At 66.7% G+C, this 18,169-nt stretch carries 14 protein-coding genes and 1 other RNA gene; 10 read left to right on the forward strand and 5 right to left on the reverse strand.

Annotation, left to right across the window (positions count from 1 at the left end; genetic code table 11):
* Positions 1-202 precede the first annotated feature (202 nt).
* The 6 genes from LL964_RS16740 (at position 203) to LL964_RS16765 (ending at position 9,430) form a co-directional block, all read left to right on the forward strand.
* Entirely contained in the window at positions 203-1,519 is a 1,317-nt protein-coding gene (locus LL964_RS16740; protein WP_104588461.1) for an MFS transporter, read from the forward strand.
* A 10-nt stretch (positions 1,520-1,529) separates the two neighbouring features.
* Complete coding sequence (locus LL964_RS16745) at positions 1,530-2,522, forward strand: endo-1,4-beta-xylanase (protein WP_104588427.1); 993 nt, start codon at positions 1,530-1,532, stop codon at positions 2,520-2,522.
* Positions 2,523-2,573: 51 nt separating this feature from the next.
* Positions 2,574-3,995 (forward strand): glucuronate isomerase, encoded by a 1,422-nt coding sequence (gene uxaC, locus LL964_RS16750; protein WP_104588426.1) that lies wholly within the window; start codon positions 2,574-2,576, stop codon positions 3,993-3,995.
* 142 nt (positions 3,996-4,137) lie between these two features.
* The gene (gene galB, locus LL964_RS16755; protein WP_104588425.1) at positions 4,138-6,852 is read left to right on the forward strand and encodes a beta-galactosidase GalB; all 2,715 of its coding nucleotides are present in this window, start codon (positions 4,138-4,140) and stop codon (positions 6,850-6,852) included.
* Between the two features lie 288 nt (positions 6,853-7,140).
* Entirely contained in the window at positions 7,141-8,313 is a 1,173-nt protein-coding gene (locus LL964_RS16760) for an endo-1,4-beta-xylanase (protein ID WP_167395410.1), read from the forward strand.
* A 79-nt stretch (positions 8,314-8,392) separates the two neighbouring features.
* Positions 8,393-9,430 carry an SMP-30/gluconolactonase/LRE family protein gene (locus LL964_RS16765; protein ID WP_104588423.1) on the forward strand — a complete coding sequence of 346 codons (1,038 nt, stop codon included), beginning with the start codon at positions 8,393-8,395 and terminating at the stop codon, positions 9,428-9,430.
* A gap of 104 nt (positions 9,431-9,534) precedes the next feature.
* Here LL964_RS16765 and LL964_RS16770 read toward each other — a convergent pair whose 3' ends face one another.
* Positions 9,535-9,906, reverse strand: a complete 372-nt coding sequence (locus LL964_RS16770) for a hypothetical protein (RefSeq protein WP_104588422.1) — start codon at positions 9,904-9,906, stop codon at positions 9,535-9,537.
* 91 nt (positions 9,907-9,997) lie between these two features.
* On the reverse strand, positions 9,998-11,044 hold the full coding sequence (locus tag LL964_RS16775) for a Kelch repeat-containing protein (protein ID WP_104588421.1): 1,047 nt from the start codon (positions 11,042-11,044) through the stop codon (positions 9,998-10,000).
* Positions 11,045-11,274: 230 nt separating this feature from the next.
* On the opposite strand from LL964_RS16775, the gene LL964_RS16780 reads away from it, so the two are divergent.
* Positions 11,275-12,243: a DNA-binding protein gene (locus tag LL964_RS16780; protein WP_228329471.1), complete on the forward strand. Its 969-nt coding sequence runs from the start codon at positions 11,275-11,277 to the stop codon at positions 12,241-12,243.
* 87 nt (positions 12,244-12,330) lie between these two features.
* Here LL964_RS16780 and LL964_RS16785 read toward each other — a convergent pair whose 3' ends face one another.
* Positions 12,331-12,489: a DUF2256 domain-containing protein gene (locus LL964_RS16785; RefSeq protein ID WP_104588420.1), complete on the reverse strand. Its 159-nt coding sequence runs from the start codon at positions 12,487-12,489 to the stop codon at positions 12,331-12,333.
* Positions 12,490-12,718: 229 nt separating this feature from the next.
* On the opposite strand from LL964_RS16785, the gene LL964_RS16790 reads away from it, so the two are divergent.
* The 3 genes from LL964_RS16790 to LL964_RS16800 all read left to right on the forward strand — a co-directional run bounded on the left by LL964_RS16790 (position 12,719) and on the right by LL964_RS16800 (position 13,722).
* On the forward strand, positions 12,719-13,120 hold the full coding sequence (locus LL964_RS16790; RefSeq protein WP_208621479.1) for a hypothetical protein: 402 nt from the start codon (positions 12,719-12,721) through the stop codon (positions 13,118-13,120).
* Between the two features lie 52 nt (positions 13,121-13,172).
* Positions 13,173-13,248: non-coding RNA, sX9 sRNA (locus tag LL964_RS16795), on the forward strand.
* Positions 13,249-13,335: 87 nt separating this feature from the next.
* Positions 13,336-13,722 (forward strand): bleomycin resistance protein, encoded by a 387-nt coding sequence (locus LL964_RS16800; RefSeq protein ID WP_104588418.1) that lies wholly within the window; start codon positions 13,336-13,338, stop codon positions 13,720-13,722.
* A 176-nt stretch (positions 13,723-13,898) separates the two neighbouring features.
* Here LL964_RS16800 and LL964_RS16805 read toward each other — a convergent pair whose 3' ends face one another.
* The gene (locus tag LL964_RS16805; RefSeq protein ID WP_104588417.1) at positions 13,899-15,371 is read right to left on the reverse strand and encodes a mannitol dehydrogenase family protein; all 1,473 of its coding nucleotides are present in this window, start codon (positions 15,369-15,371) and stop codon (positions 13,899-13,901) included.
* 122 nt (positions 15,372-15,493) lie between these two features.
* Positions 15,494-18,169, reverse strand: a complete 2,676-nt coding sequence (locus LL964_RS16810) for a glycoside hydrolase family 3 protein (RefSeq protein WP_104588416.1) — start codon at positions 18,167-18,169, stop codon at positions 15,494-15,496.

Here is an 18,169-nt window from a genome sequence, read left to right on the forward strand (position 1 = left end):
TGGATTCATCGCCACGGCGTGGTAATGGTAGCGCTATCACCCGTGGCGCAAGGCCACCTCCTGCAGGTGCGGCGGTCGATGAACTCCAGCGAAGAACGCGGCAGCGACACGCGTGACCGGCACCGGAGCCGTACGCGCTGCGGCTATGCCGCCAGGTCGGTTCGGGACCTGCGCGATGCGCTGCTCCACGCAGGCCATGCGCATGAGTGACACGCCCGCAGGCGTACCCGTCGCTGCGCCGGCGGGGCTGGGCCGCGTGCGCTGGCGCGTCTGCGCGCTGCTGCTGGCGGCCACCACCATCAACTACGTCGACCGCCAGGTGCTGGGCGTGCTGGCACCGTTCCTGCAGACCCGGATCGGCTGGAACGAGATCCAGTACGGCTATATCGTCACCGCCTTCCAGGCGGCGTACGCGGTGGGGCTGTTGTGCAGCGGTGCGGTGATCGACCGCTTCGGCACGCGCATCGGCTATGCGCTGGCGATCGGCGTCTGGAGCCTGGCGGCAATGGGGCATGCACTGGCGAGCAGCGTGGTCGGTTTTGCGATTGCGCGCTTTTTCCTGGGATTGGGCGAATCGGGCAATTTTCCTGCTGCGCTCAAGACGGTGGCCGAATGGTTTCCGCGCCGCGAGCGCGCGCTGGCCACCGGCATCTTCAATTCCGGATCCAACATCGGTGCCATCGTCGCGCCGTTGCTGGTGCCGGTGATCGCCACCGCCTGGGGCTGGCAGGCGGCGTTCCTGTTCACCGGCGTGCTCAGCGCCACCTGGCTTGGGGTGTGGTGGGTCAGTTACCACCCGCCCGAGCAACAGCCCGGCTTATCGGCGGCGGAACTGGCGCATATCCGCAGCGATGCGCACGAACCGGTACAGCGCCGGCTGTCGTGGGCGCAGGTGTTGCGGCACCGGCAGGCCTGGGCGTTCGTGCTGGGCAAGTTCATCACCGATCCGATCTGGTGGTTCTTTTTGTTCTGGCTGCCGAAGTTCCTGCATGCCCAATATGGTTTGAGCCTGCTGCAGCTTGGTGCGCCGTTGATCGTGATCTTCGTGCTGGCCGATGTCGGCAGTATTGCCGGGGGCTGGATCGCCGGGCGCTTCATCGCGCGCGGCTGGAGCGTCAACCGCGCGCGCAAGACCGCCATGCTGATCTGCGCCGTCTGCGTGGTGCCGATCGTGTTCGCCGCGCGGGCGGACCACCTGTGGCTGGCGGTGACGCTGATCGGGTTGGCGACCGCGGCGCATCAGGGCTGGTCGGCCAACCTGTTCACGCTGCCCTCGGACATGTTCCCACGCCATGCAGTGGCCACGGTGGTGGGCATCGGCGGATTCGCCGGCGCGGTGGGCGGGATGTTGATCGCCACCTTCATCGGGTTTTTGCTACAGGCGACCGGAAGTTATGTGCCGGTGTTCCTGATGGCCGGTTCTGCATATCTGCTGGCGTTGGCCGTCGTGCATCATTTAGTGCCGCGGCTGGAACCGGCGCACCTGCCTGCGGCCGATCCGGCGCCGCCATCTTCCTGAGGGACGCATCATGCATCTGCACAGAGTGGGACTGGGCGTGTTGCTCGCCGCAAGCATCGTTTCGGCCGCACAGGGCACGCCATTGGCAGCGGGCGCGTCCAAGTTTCTTGGCAGTGCCTACAGCCCGCAACAGGCACCGGAGTTCGCGCAGTACTGGAACAAGCTCACGCCGGAGAATGCCGGTAAGTGGGGCACGGTGGAAGCGGTACGCGACCGGATGGACTGGAGCGGGCTGGACACGGCCTACCGGTTCGCCAAGGCGAACGGCATGCCGTTCCAGATGCATGTGATGGTCTGGGGTAACCAGCAGCCGGAATGGATCAAATCGCTCCCGCCGGCCGAACAACGCCGCGAGATCGAACAATGGTTCGCTGCCGTCGCGCAGCGCTATCCGGACATCGACCTGCTGGAAGTGGTCAACGAACCGCTCAACGATCCGCCCAGCAAGGACGATGCCGGCGGCGGCAACTATCTGCAGGCACTCGGCGGCAGCGGCGCCAGCGGCTGGGAATGGGTGCTGCAGTCGTTCCGGCTGGCTCGCCAGCACTTTCCGCGCGCCCGGCTGATGATCAACGACTACAGCATCACCAACACTGCCAATGCCACGCAGCGCTATCTGCAGATCGTGCAGCTATTGCAACGCGAGCGTCTGCTGGATGCGATCGGCATCCAGGAGCATGCCTTCGAGACCACGCCGAATGTGGCGATGTCGGTGCACCGCGCCAATCTGGACGCACTGGCGGCCACCGGCCTGCCGATCTACATCACCGAGTTCGATCTGGATGGCCCCAGCGATGCGCAGCAACTGGCCGATTATCAACGGGTGTTCCCGACCTTCTGGGAGCATCCGGCGGTGCGCGGCATCACCCTGTGGGGATTCCGCCCCGGACTGTGGCGCGACAAGCAGGCGGCGTATCTGGTGCGCAGCGATGGCAGCGAGCGCCCCGCCCTGACCTGGTTGCGCGATTACGTGGCGACCCATCCCGGAACGCCCGCGCCATGACGCGGGCGGCCAACGGCATCCGCTTCCCGCATTCTTCGGCGTTCTGATTCCATGCCCACGTCCTTGCCATTGACCCTGCACGACGACCGCCTGCTGCCGGCAGATCCCGGCACCCGCGCCATCGCGCGCCGGCTGTATGCGCAGATTGCGCAGCTGCCGATCATCAGCCCGCACGGCCACACCGACCCGGCCTGGTTTGCGACCGATGCCGCCTTCGCCAACGCCACCGAACTGCTGCTGGTACCCGACCATTACGTGTTCCGCATGCTCTACAGCCAGGGCGTCGACCTGGATGCGCTGGGCATTCCGCGCGCCGATGGCACGCGCGCGGCGGTCGACCCGCGTGCGGCGTGGCGCGTATTTGCCGCCCACTTCGCGCTGCTGCGCGGCACGCCGTCGGCGTTGTGGCTCAACCATGTCTTCCATGACGTGTTCGATCTGCGTCTCCGGCTGGATGCCGGCACCGCCGATCACTACTACGAACACATCACCGCCGCGCTGCAGACGCCGGCATTCGCGCCACGTGCGCTGTTCGAGCGCTTCAACATCGAGGTGATCGCCACCACCGAATCGCCGCTGGACACGCTGCAGCACCACACGGCCATCGCCGGCAGCGGATGGAAGGGACGCGTGCTGACCGCCTATCGCCCGGACCCGGTGGTGGATCCGGAGCACGAACAGTTCGCCGATGCACTGCAGCGCTTCGGCGAACTCACCGGCGAAGACGTCTACACCTGGCCAGGCTATCTGCGTGCGCACCGCCAGCGCCGCGCCTTCTTCGCAGCGCACGGTGCCACCTCCACCGATCACGGCCACCCCAGTGCCGCTACCGCGGACCTGGCGCCGGCCGAGGCGCAACGCCTGTTCGAGACCGTGGTGCGCGGCGCGGCGACCCCGGCGCAGGCCGAATTGTTCCGCGCGCAGGTGCTGACCGAGATGGCGGGCATGAGCCTGGACGACGGCCTGGTGATGCAGCTGCATCCGGGCTGCTTCCGCAATCACAACCGGCCACTGTTCCAGCGCTATGGACGCGACAAGGGTGCCGACATTCCGATGCGCACCGACTACGTGCACGCGCTCAGGCCCTTGCTGGATCGCCATGGCAACGACCCGCGGCTGCGCCTGATCGTGTTCACCCTGGACGAGACCAGCTATAGCCGCGAACTGGCGCCATTGGCCGGGCATTACCCGGCGCTGCTGCTGGGCCCGGCATGGTGGTTCCATGACGCGCCCGAAGGCATGTGGCGCTTCCGCGAGCAGACCCTGGCCAGTGCCGGCTTCTACAATACGGTGGGCTTCAACGACGACACCCGCGCATTCCTGTCGATTCCCGCGCGGCACGATGTGGCACGGCGCGTGGACAGCGCGTTCCTGGCCACGCTGGTGGCCGAGCATCGGCTCGACGAAGACGAAGCTGCGCAGATCGCGGTGGACCTGGCCTACCGGCTGCCCAAGCAGGCCTACAAGCTGTGAGGCGATGGGGCGACGGACCCGTGCCGGCTGCCGTTTTGCCGTACGCGATATGCTGCCCGCATATGCAGGATCCGGTGCCATGACCCCGGGGTCGTGGGCATCGGCTGCGGCGGGCGGCCTGCGCCATCGCTGCGCGCGCTGGATGCCCTTGATCCTGCTCGTGATCTACGCGGCCCTGCCTGCACTGGGCGTCTCGGCGGAGCAGGCGGGTGATGCGCCGCGCGAGCGTGTAGTGCTCGACGCGCAATGGCGCTTCCAGCGCGGCGATCCGCCGGGCAACACCGTGGTGCTAGATTACGACGTGCGCCCGCAGGTGAGCGGCAGCGAGGATGGCAAGGCGGCCGATGCACGTCCGGAGCAGGCGCAGCGACTGCGTGCGTCGGCGACGAACGTCCTCAAGCCATGGATCCTGCCGACCGGCAATGCCTTGATCGCCAATCCCGCCCAGCGTCATCGGCGCCCACCCGGCCATCCCGGCAGCGATGTGGCCTATGTGCAGGCGGACTTCGACGACAGCCGCTGGCAACAGGTGGAGCTGCCGCACGACTGGGCCATCGCCGGGCCGTTCCTGGCCGATGGGCCTTATGGCGGCATGGGCCGTCTGCCGAGCTGGGGTGTGGGTTGGTATCGCAGGACGTTGGATATCCCCGCCAGCGACCGCGGCCGCTCGCTGTTTCTTGATCTCGATGGTGCGATGGCGTATGCCACGGTCTGGCTCAACGGCAAGCTGGTCGGCGGCTGGCCCTACGGTTACGGCTCCTGGAGGCTGGACCTGACCCCGTACGCGATCGTCGGCGGACGCAATCAGCTGGCGATCCGCCTGGACAATCCGCCCGACTCGGCGCGCTGGTATCCCGGTGGCGGGTTGTATCGCCACGTGTGGTTGACCAAGACCGCGCCGCTGCATGTCGCGCACTGGGGTACGCAGCTCACCACGCCGCAGGTCTCGGCGGCGTCGGCGCGGGTGGAGCTGTCCGTCACCCTGGACAACGCCGCGCACACGGCTGCGCAGGCGCAGGTCGACACCGCGATCTACCCGCTCGATGCCGACAGCGGCGCGCCCCGTGGTGCGGCGGTGGCGCAGATCGCACCGCTGCAGGTTTCGGTACCGGCCGGTGGCAGCGCCCGCGTGCAGGGCGCGGTGCGCATCGATCATCCCCAGTTGTGGGGTCCGCCACCGACCCAGCGTCCGCACCGCTATGTGGCAGTGACCGAGGTCCGCCAGAACGGGCGGGTGGTGGACCGCTACCACACCCCGTTCGGCATCCGCAGCATCGTGTTCACTGCCGACCGGGGCCTGCTGGTCAATGGCGAGCGCGTGCCCATTCGCGGTGTGAACAACCACCACGACCTCGGTGCATTGGGCGCCGCCTTCAACGCGCGCGCCGCCGAGCGCCAGCTGCAGTTGCTGCAGCAGATGGGCGCCAATGCGATCCGCATGAGCCACAACCCGCCCGCACCGGAACTGCTGGAACTCACCGACCGCATGGGCCTGCTGGTGGTGGACGAAATCTTCGACAGTTGGGAGATGAAGAAGACCCCGCTGGATTTCCACCTGGTGTTCCCGCAATGGCATGAGCCGGACCTGCGCGCGATGCTGCGCCGCGACCGCAACCATCCGTCGGTGATGCTGTGGAGCGTGGGCAACGAGGTCGGCGAGCAGTACACCGGCGAGCAGGGTGCCGCGATTGCGCGCGCCCTGCATGCCATCGTGCACGACGAAGATCCCAGCCGTCCGGCCACGGTGGCGATGAACTACGCTTCGCCGGACATGCCGCTGCCAGCCGCGCTGGATGTCATCAGCCTCAACTATCAGGGAGAAGGCATTCGCGATGCGCCTGAATTTGCGGGCACCGAGCGCATCCGCAAGCAACCGCAATACCCTGCATTCCATGCGCAGTTTCCGCACAAGGCGATCCTCAGCAGCGAAACCGCCTCGGCATTGAGCAGCCGCGGCGTGTACCTGTTCCCGGTGACGCCGCAGACCAGCGCACCGGTCCGCGAGGGACGCGGCGGCGATGCGGAGGCGCACCAGGTCAGTGCCTACGAACTGCATGCCGTGGACTTCGGTTCCAGTGCGGACAAGGTGTTCGCCGCGCTGGACCGGCACCCGTACGTCGCCGGTGAATTCGTCTGGACCGGTTTCGATTACCTGGGCGAACCCACGCCGTACTACAGCGCGCGCAGCGCGTACTCGGGCATCCTGGACCTGGCGGGATTTCCCAAGGACCGCTATTGGCTGTACCAATCGCGCTGGCGCCCGGAGCTGCCGATGGCGCATCTGCTGCCGCACTGGAGCTGGCCGGGGCGCGAGGGCCAGGTCACTCCGGTGCACGTGTTCACCTCCGGCGACGAGGCCGAACTGTTCGTCAACGGCGTCTCGCAGGGAAGCAAGCGCAAGGGCCCGCTGCAGTATCGCCTGCGTTGGGATGCGGTGGTGTACCAGCCTGGCGAGCTGCGTGTGCAGGCCTACCGTCATGGCAAACCGTGGGCGAGCGACCGCCTGCAGACCGCAGGCCGCGCCACACGCATACAGGCCATACCCGACCGCAGCCGCATCCGCGGCGATGGCAAGGATCTGAGCTTCATCACCGTGCGCCTGCTCGATCGCCAGGGACGCGCTGCACCGACTGCAGGCGACCGCCTGCGCTTCCGCATCGAGGGACCGGGTGAACTGGTGGCCACCGACAATGGCGACCCGACCAACCTGGAGTCGTTCGTCTCGACACAACGCAATGCCTTCAATGGCCTGTGCCTGGCCATCGTGCGTGCGCGCAACGGTGCGCGCGGTCCGATCACCCTGCATGTGGAATCAGACACGCTGCAGCCCACCAGCGTGCAGGTGCGGGCCGAATGAGCGGCCTGTTGCGCACCAGCGCTGTGGGTTGCTTGCACGGTGCGTTGCGGCCCTCGTCAGCCAGGGTTCGCCCAAGAAGAGGCACGCCCACATGTCGCAGGTGCATCGAACGCATGCAAGGCCGCATGTGTACCGGCGCTGCGGAGCACGTGCTCATGGCTGCGCATGCCGGACATCGTGGCGGTCCTGTCCAGCAATCGCGTGAAGTACAGCTACTGCATTCCTGCGCTCACCGGTATGCACACGCCGCATTCCCACCACACGCCCCTTTTGACTTGTGAGAACGCCATGCATCACCGACCCTGGCTGTTACGCTGCGGCTTGCTGCTCGGGCTGAGCGCAATCGCGGCATCCGCCACGGCAGCGCCGGCGTGCGCGCCCGGAGCGGTGACGCTCAAGTCGGCCTATTCCAAGGGGTTTTTGCTGGGGACGGCAGTCAATGCCGAGATCGTCTCCGGCAAGGACGCCGCCTCGGCGGCGCTGGTGGCCTGCCATTTCAATGCGGTCACGCCGGAGAACGTGATGAAGGCCGAGATCGTCGCCCCACGGCCGGGTGTGTTCGATTTCGCCGCCGCCGATGCATTCGTGGCCTACGCGCAGCGCCAGCACCTGTTCGTGGTCGGGCACACCCTGGTCTGGCACAACCAGACGCCGGACTGGTTCTTCGTGGATGCGCAGGGCGCGCCCAATACCTCGGCCGCGCAGATCGAGCGCATGCGCGCGCACATCGAACGGGTCGCAGGGCGCTATGTCGGCAAGGTGCAGGCCTGGGACGTGGTCAACGAGATCGTCGACGAAGACGGCAGCTACCGCGCCACCAACTGGGTACAACGCGTCGGCGATGGTGACACCGTGGTGCGCAATGCCTTCGCCTTCGCGCAGCGCTACGCACCAGATGCCGAGCTCTACTACAACGACTTCAATGCCTGGCGACCGGCCAAGCGCGACGGCATCGTGCGCATGGTCCGGATGCTGCAGCAGGCCGGAATCCGTATCGATGGGGTGGGCATGCAGGGACATTGGGGGCTGAACTACCCTAGCGTGCAGGACATCGAAGCGGCGATCGATGCCTATGCCGCGCTCGGCATCAAGGTGATGATCACCGAGCTGGACGTGGACGTGTTGCCGGTCACCAAGGAAGGGCAGGTGATCGGCACCGGACTGGCGCACAAGCAGTTTCAACTGCCGGAATTCAAGCGTTTTCTCGACCCGTATCGCGATGGCCTGCCACCGCAGGTACAGGCGCAGTTGCGCGAGCGCTATGCCGAGCTGTTCGCGCTGTTCTGGCGCAAGCGCGACAAGCTGGCGCGCGTCAGTGTCTGGGGCGTCAGCGACGGCATGTCGTGGAAGAACGATTACCCGGTGCCCGGCCGCACCAACCATCCGCTGCTGTTCGACCGTGAGCATCGGCCCAAGCCCGCCCTGGAGGCGGTACTGGCAGTGCCCGCGTCCGGGCGATAGTGCGCACTGCACGCCGTGTGCAAGGCGCCTGCATCGGCATGATGGCATGATGGGGCCACCTGGATCCCTGGATTTCCCGATGCGCGTGCCGCCCTACCTGCTGTTGGCCGTTCCGTTGCTGGCCATCGTTGCTGCCTGCACCAAGAAGGATCCGCCGCCGCCGCGGTTTTCTGCGGTCGGGCAGGTGGAAGCGTTCGCTCCCGGATTCGGCGAGGTGATTGCGGCCGATGCACGCATCGAAAAGCTCACCGAAGGCTTTATCTGGTCCGAGGGCCCCACCTGGGTGCGTGCCGGCGGCTATCTGTTGTTTACCGACGTGCCGGAGAACAAGCTGTATCGCTGGTCCGAAGACGCAGGACTTTCCGTGCTGCTGTCGCCGTCGGGCTATACGGGTCCGGAACTGCCCACGTTGCGCGAGGCGGGCGCCAACGGCCTGTATGCCGAACCCGATGGCACCGTGTTGCTGGCCGATTCCGGCACCCGCATCGTCGCCCGGCTCGATCCGGCCACGCGCAAGAAGACGCCACTGGCCACCAGCTTCGAAGGCAAGCGCTTCAACAGTCCCAACGACGTGGTCCGTCGCAAGGACGGCGTGGTGTTCTTCACCGATCCCCCCTACGGACTGAAGGATCTGAACGATTCTCCAGTCAAGGAACTGCGCTTCAATGGCGTGTATCGGTTGGATACCGACGGCAGCGTGCATCTGCTGGACGATAGCCTGAGCTTCCCGAACGGCATCGCCTTGTCGCCGGATCAGCGCACGCTGTACGTGGCCAACTCCGATCCGAAGCGGCCGATCTGGATGGCGTACGCGCTCGATGCCCAGGGTGCAGTGACCGGCAAGCGCGTCTTCGCCGATGCCTCGGATCTGCTCGCCAAGCAGGCGCCCGGTCTTCCCGACGGCATGGCGGTTTCGTCGGATGGCCATGTGTTCGCCACCGGCCCCGGCGGCGTCATCGTGTTCGATCCGGCCGGACAACGCCTTGGCCGCATCGCCACCGGCGAGGCCATTTCCAATTGTGCGTTCGGCAACGATGGCCGCACCCTGTACATGACCTCGCACGCGATGCTGGCGCGGGTGCGTGTCAAGACGCTGGGGCTGGAGTTCGCGCCCTGACGCGGCTTGCCCGGTTGGCGTGAGTATCGATGGCGCAGGCAGGTCGAGAAGGCCTGCCCCGACGCGCTTCGCACGCGCTGCCGGTCACCGGCAGATCGCTGCGGTCAGCTCGAGCGATCCGGCCCTGCAACGCGCTCGGGCTTGGCGGTCGCCGCGAGCAAGCCGGTGAAGAAGAACACGCAGACCACCATCAGGACGATCACGCGCAGCCAGTAGTTCGCCGGGTCGCTCGCGACATCGAAGCTCACCCCGGCACACCGACGGCCCAGGCATCTGACTTCGCCGGTCGACAGCGCTTCGCGTAGGAACAGCGCAGGAACGCTCATGAATACCAGGGCCATCGTGCCGCGCAACACGGCGTCCGCACGGCTTGCAGGGCGTGCGTAGCGCCTCCAGAAGTAGCGCCAGCAAAGCCAGTGCACGATCAAGGCGGCCAGCCCAAGCAGCAGCAACGACGAGATGGGCACTGCTGTCATCGCGACAAAGCCTCCTGCTTCACGCATGATGTAACCGGCGATGTCGGTGCCACGCAGACCGACACGGTGCGAGCATCGCTACGGACGATGGCTAGTCCATCGCCCGTTCGCCGCCCAGCATCAGCACATCATCCAGCTCCGGGCCACCGCCGCGATCGGCGCTGCCGGCGGCCAGATAGAGGGTTCCGTCGACCGTGACGACCTGGGTGCCATGCCGGCCTTGCGGCAGCGCTGCGAGCGTGCTCCAGGTGGCGGCGTGCGGATCGTAGGCTTCCACTTCGTCGTGTGCCTTGACCTGCCGCATGCTCTCCCCGCCGATGATCAGCAGCTGCCCATTGCGTGCGACAGCGGCCGTGCCGGCGCGCTGGGTGGGCAGGGCGGCCGGGGCCACCGACCAGGTGCCGCGCTGGATATCGTAGACATCCACCTCCGAAATGGTTTGCGCCAGGGTGTTGCCGCTTTCGTGTGCCGAGCGGCGCCCACCGGCGGCATACAGCTTTCCGTCGATCACTGCCGCATGGAAATGGTCGCGCGCGCGCGGCGCATCGGCCAGCTGGGTCCACTGCTGTGTCCGGGTATCGAAGGCATCCAGCCATGGCACGTAGCCGCTCATATGGCCGCGCGTATTGCCGCCGACCAGATACAGCACGCCGTCGTGTTCCACCGTGCCGGCGGCACCGCGGCGCCGGTGCTTGGGAATTTCCGGCCCCTCCTGCCATCGATCGGTCTGCGGATCGTAGATCAGCATGTGGCTCAGCGACGCCTCCTCCGGGTAGTCGCCAGTGAAGCCGCCCACGAGGTAGAGCTTTCCGGATGAGACCACCGCCTGCGCATGGCTCACCATCAGCGGTGGCGCGCTGCCCTGCGACCAGCGACGCGTACGCGTATCGAAGATCTCCAATGGACGCTGATCGCGTCCACCGATCAGATACAGGCGATCGCCGATGGCGACCATGCTGTTCTCATGGCGCGCATGCGGTGTGTTGCGCGTGGTCAGCGTTTGCCACTTGGCCGGCTGTTTCGATGCCGCCGGGGTAGACGCTGGCGGCGCCTTGTCGGCGGCATGACCCGCTGCGGGGAATGTGCCGATCGCGGCAGCAAGCAGGCTCGCGCAGAACGAGGTCTTCAACAGGCGCATGCAGCACTCTTCCAGTCAGCGTGGCAGGCCAGTGTAGCGATACATGCACGATGATCCACCTGCGCAAGCAGACTGATCTGCAGCCAGGTCACGCACGGTGGATGCTATGTGTGCGATGCGTGGCTTGTGATGCGCTGCCTTGCCGACAGCCCGCTGCCAGCAGCATGCATGTGTCGCGACGCCGCCGATCGGCATGGCGCCTGCGTCGTGGTGGCTGCCAGCCTCTTCACATGCAGCAGCATCGCGCATGCGAACACTACGGCAACCCGATGCAACAGGAGAACGTGGTGGCACGCACACCAGCAAAGCAGGCAATTTCTACGACACCACCCAGTAACGTTGCCAGCGCCGCGGCGCGCGGACTGCGGCTGCGCGAGCAACATGGGCGCGGCGGCACCGCGATCGGCGTGGCGCGCGCACGCGACCTCTCCGCACAGAAATCGCTTTCCGTGCAGACCATCCGGCGCATGCATGCCTACTTCGCTCGCCATGGGGTGGACAAGAACGGCAAAGGCTGGGCCGATCGGAGCGCGCCTTCTGCGGGCTATATCGCCTGGCTGCTCTGGGGTGGCGACGCCGGACAGCGCTGGGCCGAAAAGCTGCTTCAGCGTCTGGACGCTGCCAATACCGGTGCCGGGACGGCTGCCCCCAAGGCCGCCGCGACAAAGCAGCGCACTGCAAAGAAGACCGCGGCAAAGAAGACATCCCGAACGTCTTCGGCGAAGAAGTCCTCGGCGGGGAAAACCGCGACCAGCAAGCGTGCGCCTGGTGGCGCATCCACCCGGAAGTCGGGGCCGACGTCCGCAACCCGGAAAGCGGCTGGCAAGACGGCGGCCAAGAAGGCTGCAACGAAGAAGACGGTCACAAAGAAGACCGCATCGGGGAAGACCGCAGCCAAGAAGACAACAGCCAAGAAAACAGCCACCCGCCGGGCCGTAGCCGGCAAACGCAGCTCTCCACGCAGTACAGCGAACAAACGTGCGGCCAAGACGTCGGCGCCGTGGAAGAAGCCCAATCCCAAGCCTGCATCGCGCTCAGGGTCGCTTTCCCCCGCGCAGAAAGCACGTGCCAAGCAGCGCGCCAAGGCGGCAGGCCGCCCCTATCCCAACCTGGTCGACAACATGGCGGTGGCACGCAAAGGCAATGCTTCCAAACGTGCCAGCGGATCGGGCGCTGCGAAAAACACAGGCGGGCACTAGCCGGCGACCGGATGTGCCAGGGTGCACGCATCAGGCGGCCCGGGCGCTACAGCGCATGCGCGCGGCCCGGGTCTTCGCGACAGCCGGCTAGCGTGCCGGAAGGTGCCGCTTGCTGTCGCTGCGGCATCGATCCGAACAGTACTTCACCTGGTCCCACACCTTCTCCCATTTCTTGCGCCAGCGAAATGGCCGCCCGCAGTGAACGCAGACCTTTTCCGACAAGTGCTGCTTCTTGTGGGGTGCCATAGTCAGGTTCCGGAGCCGTGCGGTGGTGGTTCCAGCATGTCATGGACGTAGCACGCCGAAGTTCCGCTGCTGCGCTCACCGGTGAGGCCCACCTACACCCCGGACGTGGTTTGGGCCAACGGACGCGCGCATTGTCTATAGTGGGCGTCCGCTGGCCTGTGCAGCTGCGAACCGGCACTGCGCAGGCATGCAGTTGCCTCATCGTCGGACAAGGAGATCCATGAAGCTGTTGCTACTCGTGTCGTCGGCCCTGCTGTACGCCGCTGCGCTGTGTCTGCCTGCCTTGCATGGCGGCGACACCAGCCTTGGTGGGTTGGCCATCCTGCTGTTCGGCTGGATGCAGGTGATCGATGGCCAGTGCGTGGCCTGGATGAGTAATCCATTGTTCCTGCTGGCATGGCTAGGTTACTTTCTCAAGGCAGACAGGATGGCGGCGGTCCTGCTCGTGGCGGCCTGCCTGATCGGCCTGGATACCTTCCGCGCAACCCGCTTCGACAGGAACGAGGCGGGCCATCAGGTCATGATCGATCATGTGGGTGTGGCGTTCTATCTCTGGGAACTGAGCTTTGTGGTACTGCTGGTGTTGGTGCTGATGCGCATCTTCACCACATCCGCCGCCAAGAGCGGCTAATAAAAACGACTGCGCGCCTGCCAGGCGGGCGCGGCCGGTGCTCGGAATCGGCATGTACCAAACGTACACTCCGGTTCCTCCGCGCCGTCCACACCCACCTGACGACCGCTCGCGACGTTCTGTTAGCCGCTCTAAGTTGGGTACCCGGGCATCGTGATCGCGTAGCTGGCCGAGGGTGCCTGGACGATACTGATTCCACGACAGACGAGTTGACGATGAACGCCAAGGCCTCCGCTGACCAAACCATCCCGATCCTGCCCAGCCGTGCGATCGCGCAGACGCTGGCCTTTTATCGCCGGCTTGGCTTCGAAGGCGATGCGCATCCGCATGATGCGGGCTACGCCATCCTGCGCCGCGGCGATGTGGAGTTGCACTTCTTCGCGCATCCGGACCTGGATCCGGCAACCTGCTATGCGGGCTGCTATCTGCGCGTGGGCGATGTCGACGCCCTGCATGCGGCGATGCAGGCAGCGGCGCTACCGGCCAAGGGAATCCCGCGCATCGACCCGGTTGGCGACAAGCCCTGGGGCATGCGTGAGTTCGCCATCGTAGACGAAAGCGGCAACCTGCTGCGGATCGGGCAGGTCATTGCCGGTCACTGACAGACAGGACGGCGGCCGAGGTGTGTCGCCGCAGGTCCATGCCGCCACGCATTGCGCGTGCGAAACGGCAGGATGGCACGCGCGTCCGGTCGCCTGTCGGTCGTGATCCGGCCTGATGCCGAGGCAGCAATGCAGGTCCAGCGTGGCCGGCGGCCATCGTCGCGCCGCTGCATGGCTCAGGTGGACGCCACCGCTGCGAGTGCACGCTCCACCTGGGTTGGCGTGGCATCGCCCAGTGCGGCATAGGCGCTGGTCAGCGCATCGGTGAAGCGCGGCTCTGCAGCCAGCGCACCGAACACGGTATCCACCGCCATGAACCGGGCGACATCGGCGGCTGCATCGCCAGTGGCTGCGCGCCCGAGCGCGCTCAGCGCGTCGCTCAACGGGTCGACCAGCGCTGCACCGCGGTGCGCCTGTCGGCGGACGAAATGCAGCCACGCGGCGACCGGAAGGCACAGGCGCTGGATGGGCCGTCCTGCGGCAAGCGCGTCGCCGATGCTGGCCAGCAGCCGCACCGGAATCTTCTGTGAACCATCCCAAGCGATCTGCGCGAGCAGATGGCGAATGGCGGGATTGCGGAAGCGGGCCAGGATGGCGTCGCTGTACTGCTGCGCGTCGAAGCCCGGCATGGGCTGCAGGGTGGGGGCGATGTCCTCGCGCATCAGGGTTTCGACGAAGGCGGCCAGTGGCTGGTGGCGCATGGCCTCGGCGACGGTCTCCAGACCGAGAAGGCTGCCGAGATAGGCCAGTGCGGAGTGCGGTGCATTGAGCAGGCGCAGCTTCGCGCGCGCATAGCCGGCGATGTCGTCGCTGAGCACTACGCCCACGCGCGCAAGGTCCGGGCGGCCGTTGCAGAAATCGTCTTCGATCACCCATTGGCTGTATCGCTCGCGCTGGATCGGCCAGGCGTCGAGCAGGTGGGTTTGTGCTTGCACGTTTGCGCGTAGTGCGTCGTCGGTGGCCGGGGTGATGCTGTCGACCATGGAACGTGGGAAGCTGACGTGTTGCTCGATCCAGCCCGCAAGCGCTGGATCGTGTTGCTCGGCAAGCTGCAACACCGCGCGGCGCAGCAGGCTGCCGTTGTCGGGCAGGTTGTCGCAGCTGAGCACGGTGAACGGCGCAATACCTTGCTGCCTGCGCTGGTGCAGGCCGGCGACGAGATAGCCAACGGCGCTGCGCGGTGTGCCGGGGTGGGCGATGTCGTGCCCGATATCGGGGTGGGTGAGGTCGAGCGTGTCGCCGGCCAGGCAATAGCCTTTTTCAGTGATGGTGAGGGTGACTAGCCGCACGGTGGGATCGGCCAGGCGCGCGAGCACGGCGGCTTGTTCGTCGGCGGCGCACAGCACCTGGCGGATGGCGCCGATGATGCGCAGTTGCGGATGCTCGTCGAGCAGGGCGAGGGTGTAGAGGCCATCTTGCGGACGCAGAGCGTCGCGCACGCTTGGGTTATGCAGGGAGACGGCGCAGATGGCCCAACTGGGGTCGTGCGCGAGCAGGTCATCGATGTAGACGGCCTGGTGGGCGCGGTGGAAGGCGCCTGCGCCTAGATGGACGATGCCGATGGTGGTGTGTTTGGGGTCGTAGTCGGGTTTTAGGATTGCTTGGGGCAGGTGGACAAGTGTGGCTGGGGAGAGTTGTGGGATTGGCATGGTCTTGTCTGGAATAGTGGGGGGGTGCTGCATGTTTGCTTGCGGACCGTACCCTCACCCAACCCCTCTGCCGTCGGGAGAGGGGCTCTTTTCCGGCGGCTTCTGAGGTCGCGATTACTTGATTACTTGTCGGTGACGGTGAAGCGTCGTGTGCTGCGGATATCGGCGCTGGAGGCACCGATCTGCACCTCGTAGACGCCCGGATCCACGGTGTAGGCCTTGCGCTGCTCGTCGTAGATGCGCAGTGCATCGGCCGCCTTCACCGTGAATGCGACTTCGCGCTGTTCGCCGGGTTGCAGGGTCATGCGCTGAAAGCCACGCAATTCCTTGCCGGCGCGCTCGCGCCTGGGCGCGAGCGGATGCAGGTAGAGCTGTACCACTTCATCGCCCGTGCGCTTGCCGGTGTTGCGCACCTTGACGGTGGCGCGCAGCGTACCGTCGGCGGCCACGGTGTTGCGATCCAGCTGCAGATCCGAATAGGCGAACTGCGTGTACGACAGGCCATGGCCGAATGGATACAGCGGGGTACCGGTGAAATAGCGATAGGTTCGGCCGCGCATGGCGTAGTCGTCGAAGGCGGGCAGGCGCTCGGCTTCCTTGTAGAAGGTGATCGGCAGGCGGCCACCGGGGCTGGCCTGGCCGAACAGCACATCGCCTACCGCGCTGCCGCCGCGCTGGCCGGGATACCAGGCCAGCAGGATCGCCGGTACATGCTGCTGCGCCCAATCCACCGCCAACGCCGAGCCGGTGGTCAGCACCGCCACCACTGGCGTGCCGGTGGCCTGCACCGCTTGCAGCAATTCGCGCTGCGGTCGGGGCAGGCGGGTATCGGTGCGGTCGCCACCGGCAAAACCGGGGTAGTTGACGTCCATCTCCTCGCCTTCGACATCGCCGGTGAGGCCGCCGACGAACACCACCACGTCCGCATTGCGCGCGGCATCCACCGCTTCCTGCAACGGCGGCTTGGCGCCAGGCATGCGCCAGGCCAGGCGCACCCCGGCATCGCGGGTGGCTTCGTAGTACTCCACGCGCAGGTCGTAGGCCTTGCCGCCCTGCAGCGCCACGCTGGCAGTGCCACCGCGCATGCGGGGCGCGTCGCTCCAGTGGTCGATGAGCAGCTTGCCGTCCAGGTACAGACGCACGCCGTCATCGGCGGCGATCTGCAACTCGTAGCTGCCCGAGACCGGTGGCAGCAGCTGGCCCTGCCAGCGCACGCTGAAGTCGTCCTTGTCCAGGGCGCGTTCGGGTTGCAGCTCGCCGCGGCCCACGGCGTCTTCGGTCGGGGCATTGCGATCCCAGCGGAACGCGATGCGCGGATCGATGCGGGTCAGCACCGGCTGGCCGGACAAGGTGCGGCCACGGAAGTACTCGCCGGTGAGGCCGTTCTGTCTGGCATCGGCGGCCGGGCGCAGGTAGACCGCATCGATGGGCGCGGCGGCGTTGGGGTCTTCGCGTCCTTCCACCAGATCGCTGCCGCGTGCATACACCACCTGCGCCTGCGGTGCGGCCTCACGGATGCCCTGCAGGATGGTGACCGGCGCGGCGGGTGTGCCGTAATAGTTGCCCAGCAGCGACATCGGATCGTCGGCAGTGGGGCCGACCACGGCGATGCGCTTGAGCGTGGGCTTGAGTGGCAGCAGGCCGTCGTTCTTCAGCAACACCAGCGATTCGCGCGCGGTGCGCCGCGCCAGCGCGTCGTGCTGCGGCGATTGATTGGCCGAGGCGGGAATCTTCGCCCACGGCACCTGGGATGGCGGGTCGAACATGCCCAGGCGCAGACGCGCGGCCATCAGCCGCTTGAGCGAGATGTCGATGACGGCCTCGTCGATCAAGCCGGCGCGCACCGCGGCAGGCAGCGCGGCATAGGTGTTGCCGCAATCCAGGTCGGTGCCGTGGCGGACGCCGAGTGCGGCGGCTGCCTCGGGCGTGGGGACGATCTTGTGGTTCTGCCAGATGTCGCGGATGGCGGCGCAGTCGCTGACGATGTAGCCATCGAATCCCCAATCCTTACGCAGGATGCCCTCCAGCCGCTGGCTGGCCGAGGCGGATTCGCCGTTGACGCGGTTGTAGGCGCCCATGACCGCCGCGACATGGCCCTCCTGCACCAGGGCCTGGAAGGCGGGCAGGTAGGTGTCGTACAGATCGGCCTCGCTGGGGTGCACGTCGAAGTGGTGGCGATCGGCTTCGGGGCCGCTGTGCACAGCGAAATGCTTGGCGGTGGCATCGAGCTTGCGGTACCGCCCCTGCTGCGCCTGCAGCCCCTGGACGAAGGTCACCCCCATGCGCGCGGTCAGAAACGGATCCTCGCCGTAGGTTTCCTGCCCGCGGCCCCAGCGCGGGTCGCGGAAGATGTTGATGTTCGGCGACCAGAACGTGAGCCCCTGATAGCGCTTGCGCTCGCCGCGCGCCACGAACGCATGGTGCTTGGCACGCGCCTCGTCGCCGATGGCGGTGGCCACCTCGGCCATCAGCGGGGTGTCGAAGGTGGCTGCCAATCCGATCGCCTGCGGAAACACCGTGGCACCGCCGGCACGCGCCACGCCATGCAGCGCTTCGTTCCACCAGTCGTAGGCGGGCACCTGCAGGCGCGGGATCGCCGGGGTGGCGTTCTGCATCTGTGCGGCCTTTTCCTCCAGCGTCATGCGCGATACCAGGTCGGCAGCACGCGCATCGAACGCAACCTGCGTGTCCAGGTACGGCGGCGGTGCTGCGGCATGGGCGGTGCCTGCGGTGCACGCCAGCGCGAGCAGGACGCCGTGCGCGAGCGAACGAAAACGGGCGATCGGGTACGAAGCCAT

Origin of the sequence: Xanthomonas melonis, from assembly GCF_020783655.1 — a bacterium.
In the GTDB taxonomy this organism is placed as follows: domain Bacteria; phylum Pseudomonadota; class Gammaproteobacteria; order Xanthomonadales; family Xanthomonadaceae; genus Xanthomonas; species Xanthomonas melonis.

Coding starts and splice junctions, on each gene's coding strand:
- LL964_RS16770 (WP_104588422.1), bottom strand. CDS start 9,906: ATGACAGCAGTGCCCATCTCGTCGTTGCTGCTGCTTGGGCTGGCCGCC.
- LL964_RS16760 (WP_167395410.1), top strand. CDS start 7,141: ATGCATCACCGACCCTGGCTGTTACGCTGCGGCTTGCTGCTCGGGCTG.
- LL964_RS16785 (WP_104588420.1), bottom strand. CDS start 12,489: ATGGCACCCCACAAGAAGCAGCACTTGTCGGAAAAGGTCTGCGTTCAC.
- LL964_RS16745 (WP_104588427.1), top strand. CDS start 1,530: ATGCATCTGCACAGAGTGGGACTGGGCGTGTTGCTCGCCGCAAGCATC.
- uxaC (WP_104588426.1), top strand. CDS start 2,574: ATGCCCACGTCCTTGCCATTGACCCTGCACGACGACCGCCTGCTGCCG.
- LL964_RS16775 (WP_104588421.1), bottom strand. CDS start 11,044: ATGCGCCTGTTGAAGACCTCGTTCTGCGCGAGCCTGCTTGCTGCCGCG.
- LL964_RS16810 (WP_104588416.1), bottom strand. CDS start 18,169: ATGGCTTCGTACCCGATCGCCCGTTTTCGTTCGCTCGCGCACGGCGTC.
- LL964_RS16780 (WP_228329471.1), top strand. CDS start 11,275: ATGCAGCAGCATCGCGCATGCGAACACTACGGCAACCCGATGCAACAG.
- LL964_RS16800 (WP_104588418.1), top strand. CDS start 13,336: ATGAACGCCAAGGCCTCCGCTGACCAAACCATCCCGATCCTGCCCAGC.
- LL964_RS16765 (WP_104588423.1), top strand. CDS start 8,393: ATGCGCGTGCCGCCCTACCTGCTGTTGGCCGTTCCGTTGCTGGCCATC.
- LL964_RS16740 (WP_104588461.1), top strand. CDS start 203: ATGAGTGACACGCCCGCAGGCGTACCCGTCGCTGCGCCGGCGGGGCTG.
- LL964_RS16805 (WP_104588417.1), bottom strand. CDS start 15,371: ATGCCAATCCCACAACTCTCCCCAGCCACACTTGTCCACCTGCCCCAA.
- galB (WP_104588425.1), top strand. CDS start 4,138: ATGCCCTTGATCCTGCTCGTGATCTACGCGGCCCTGCCTGCACTGGGC.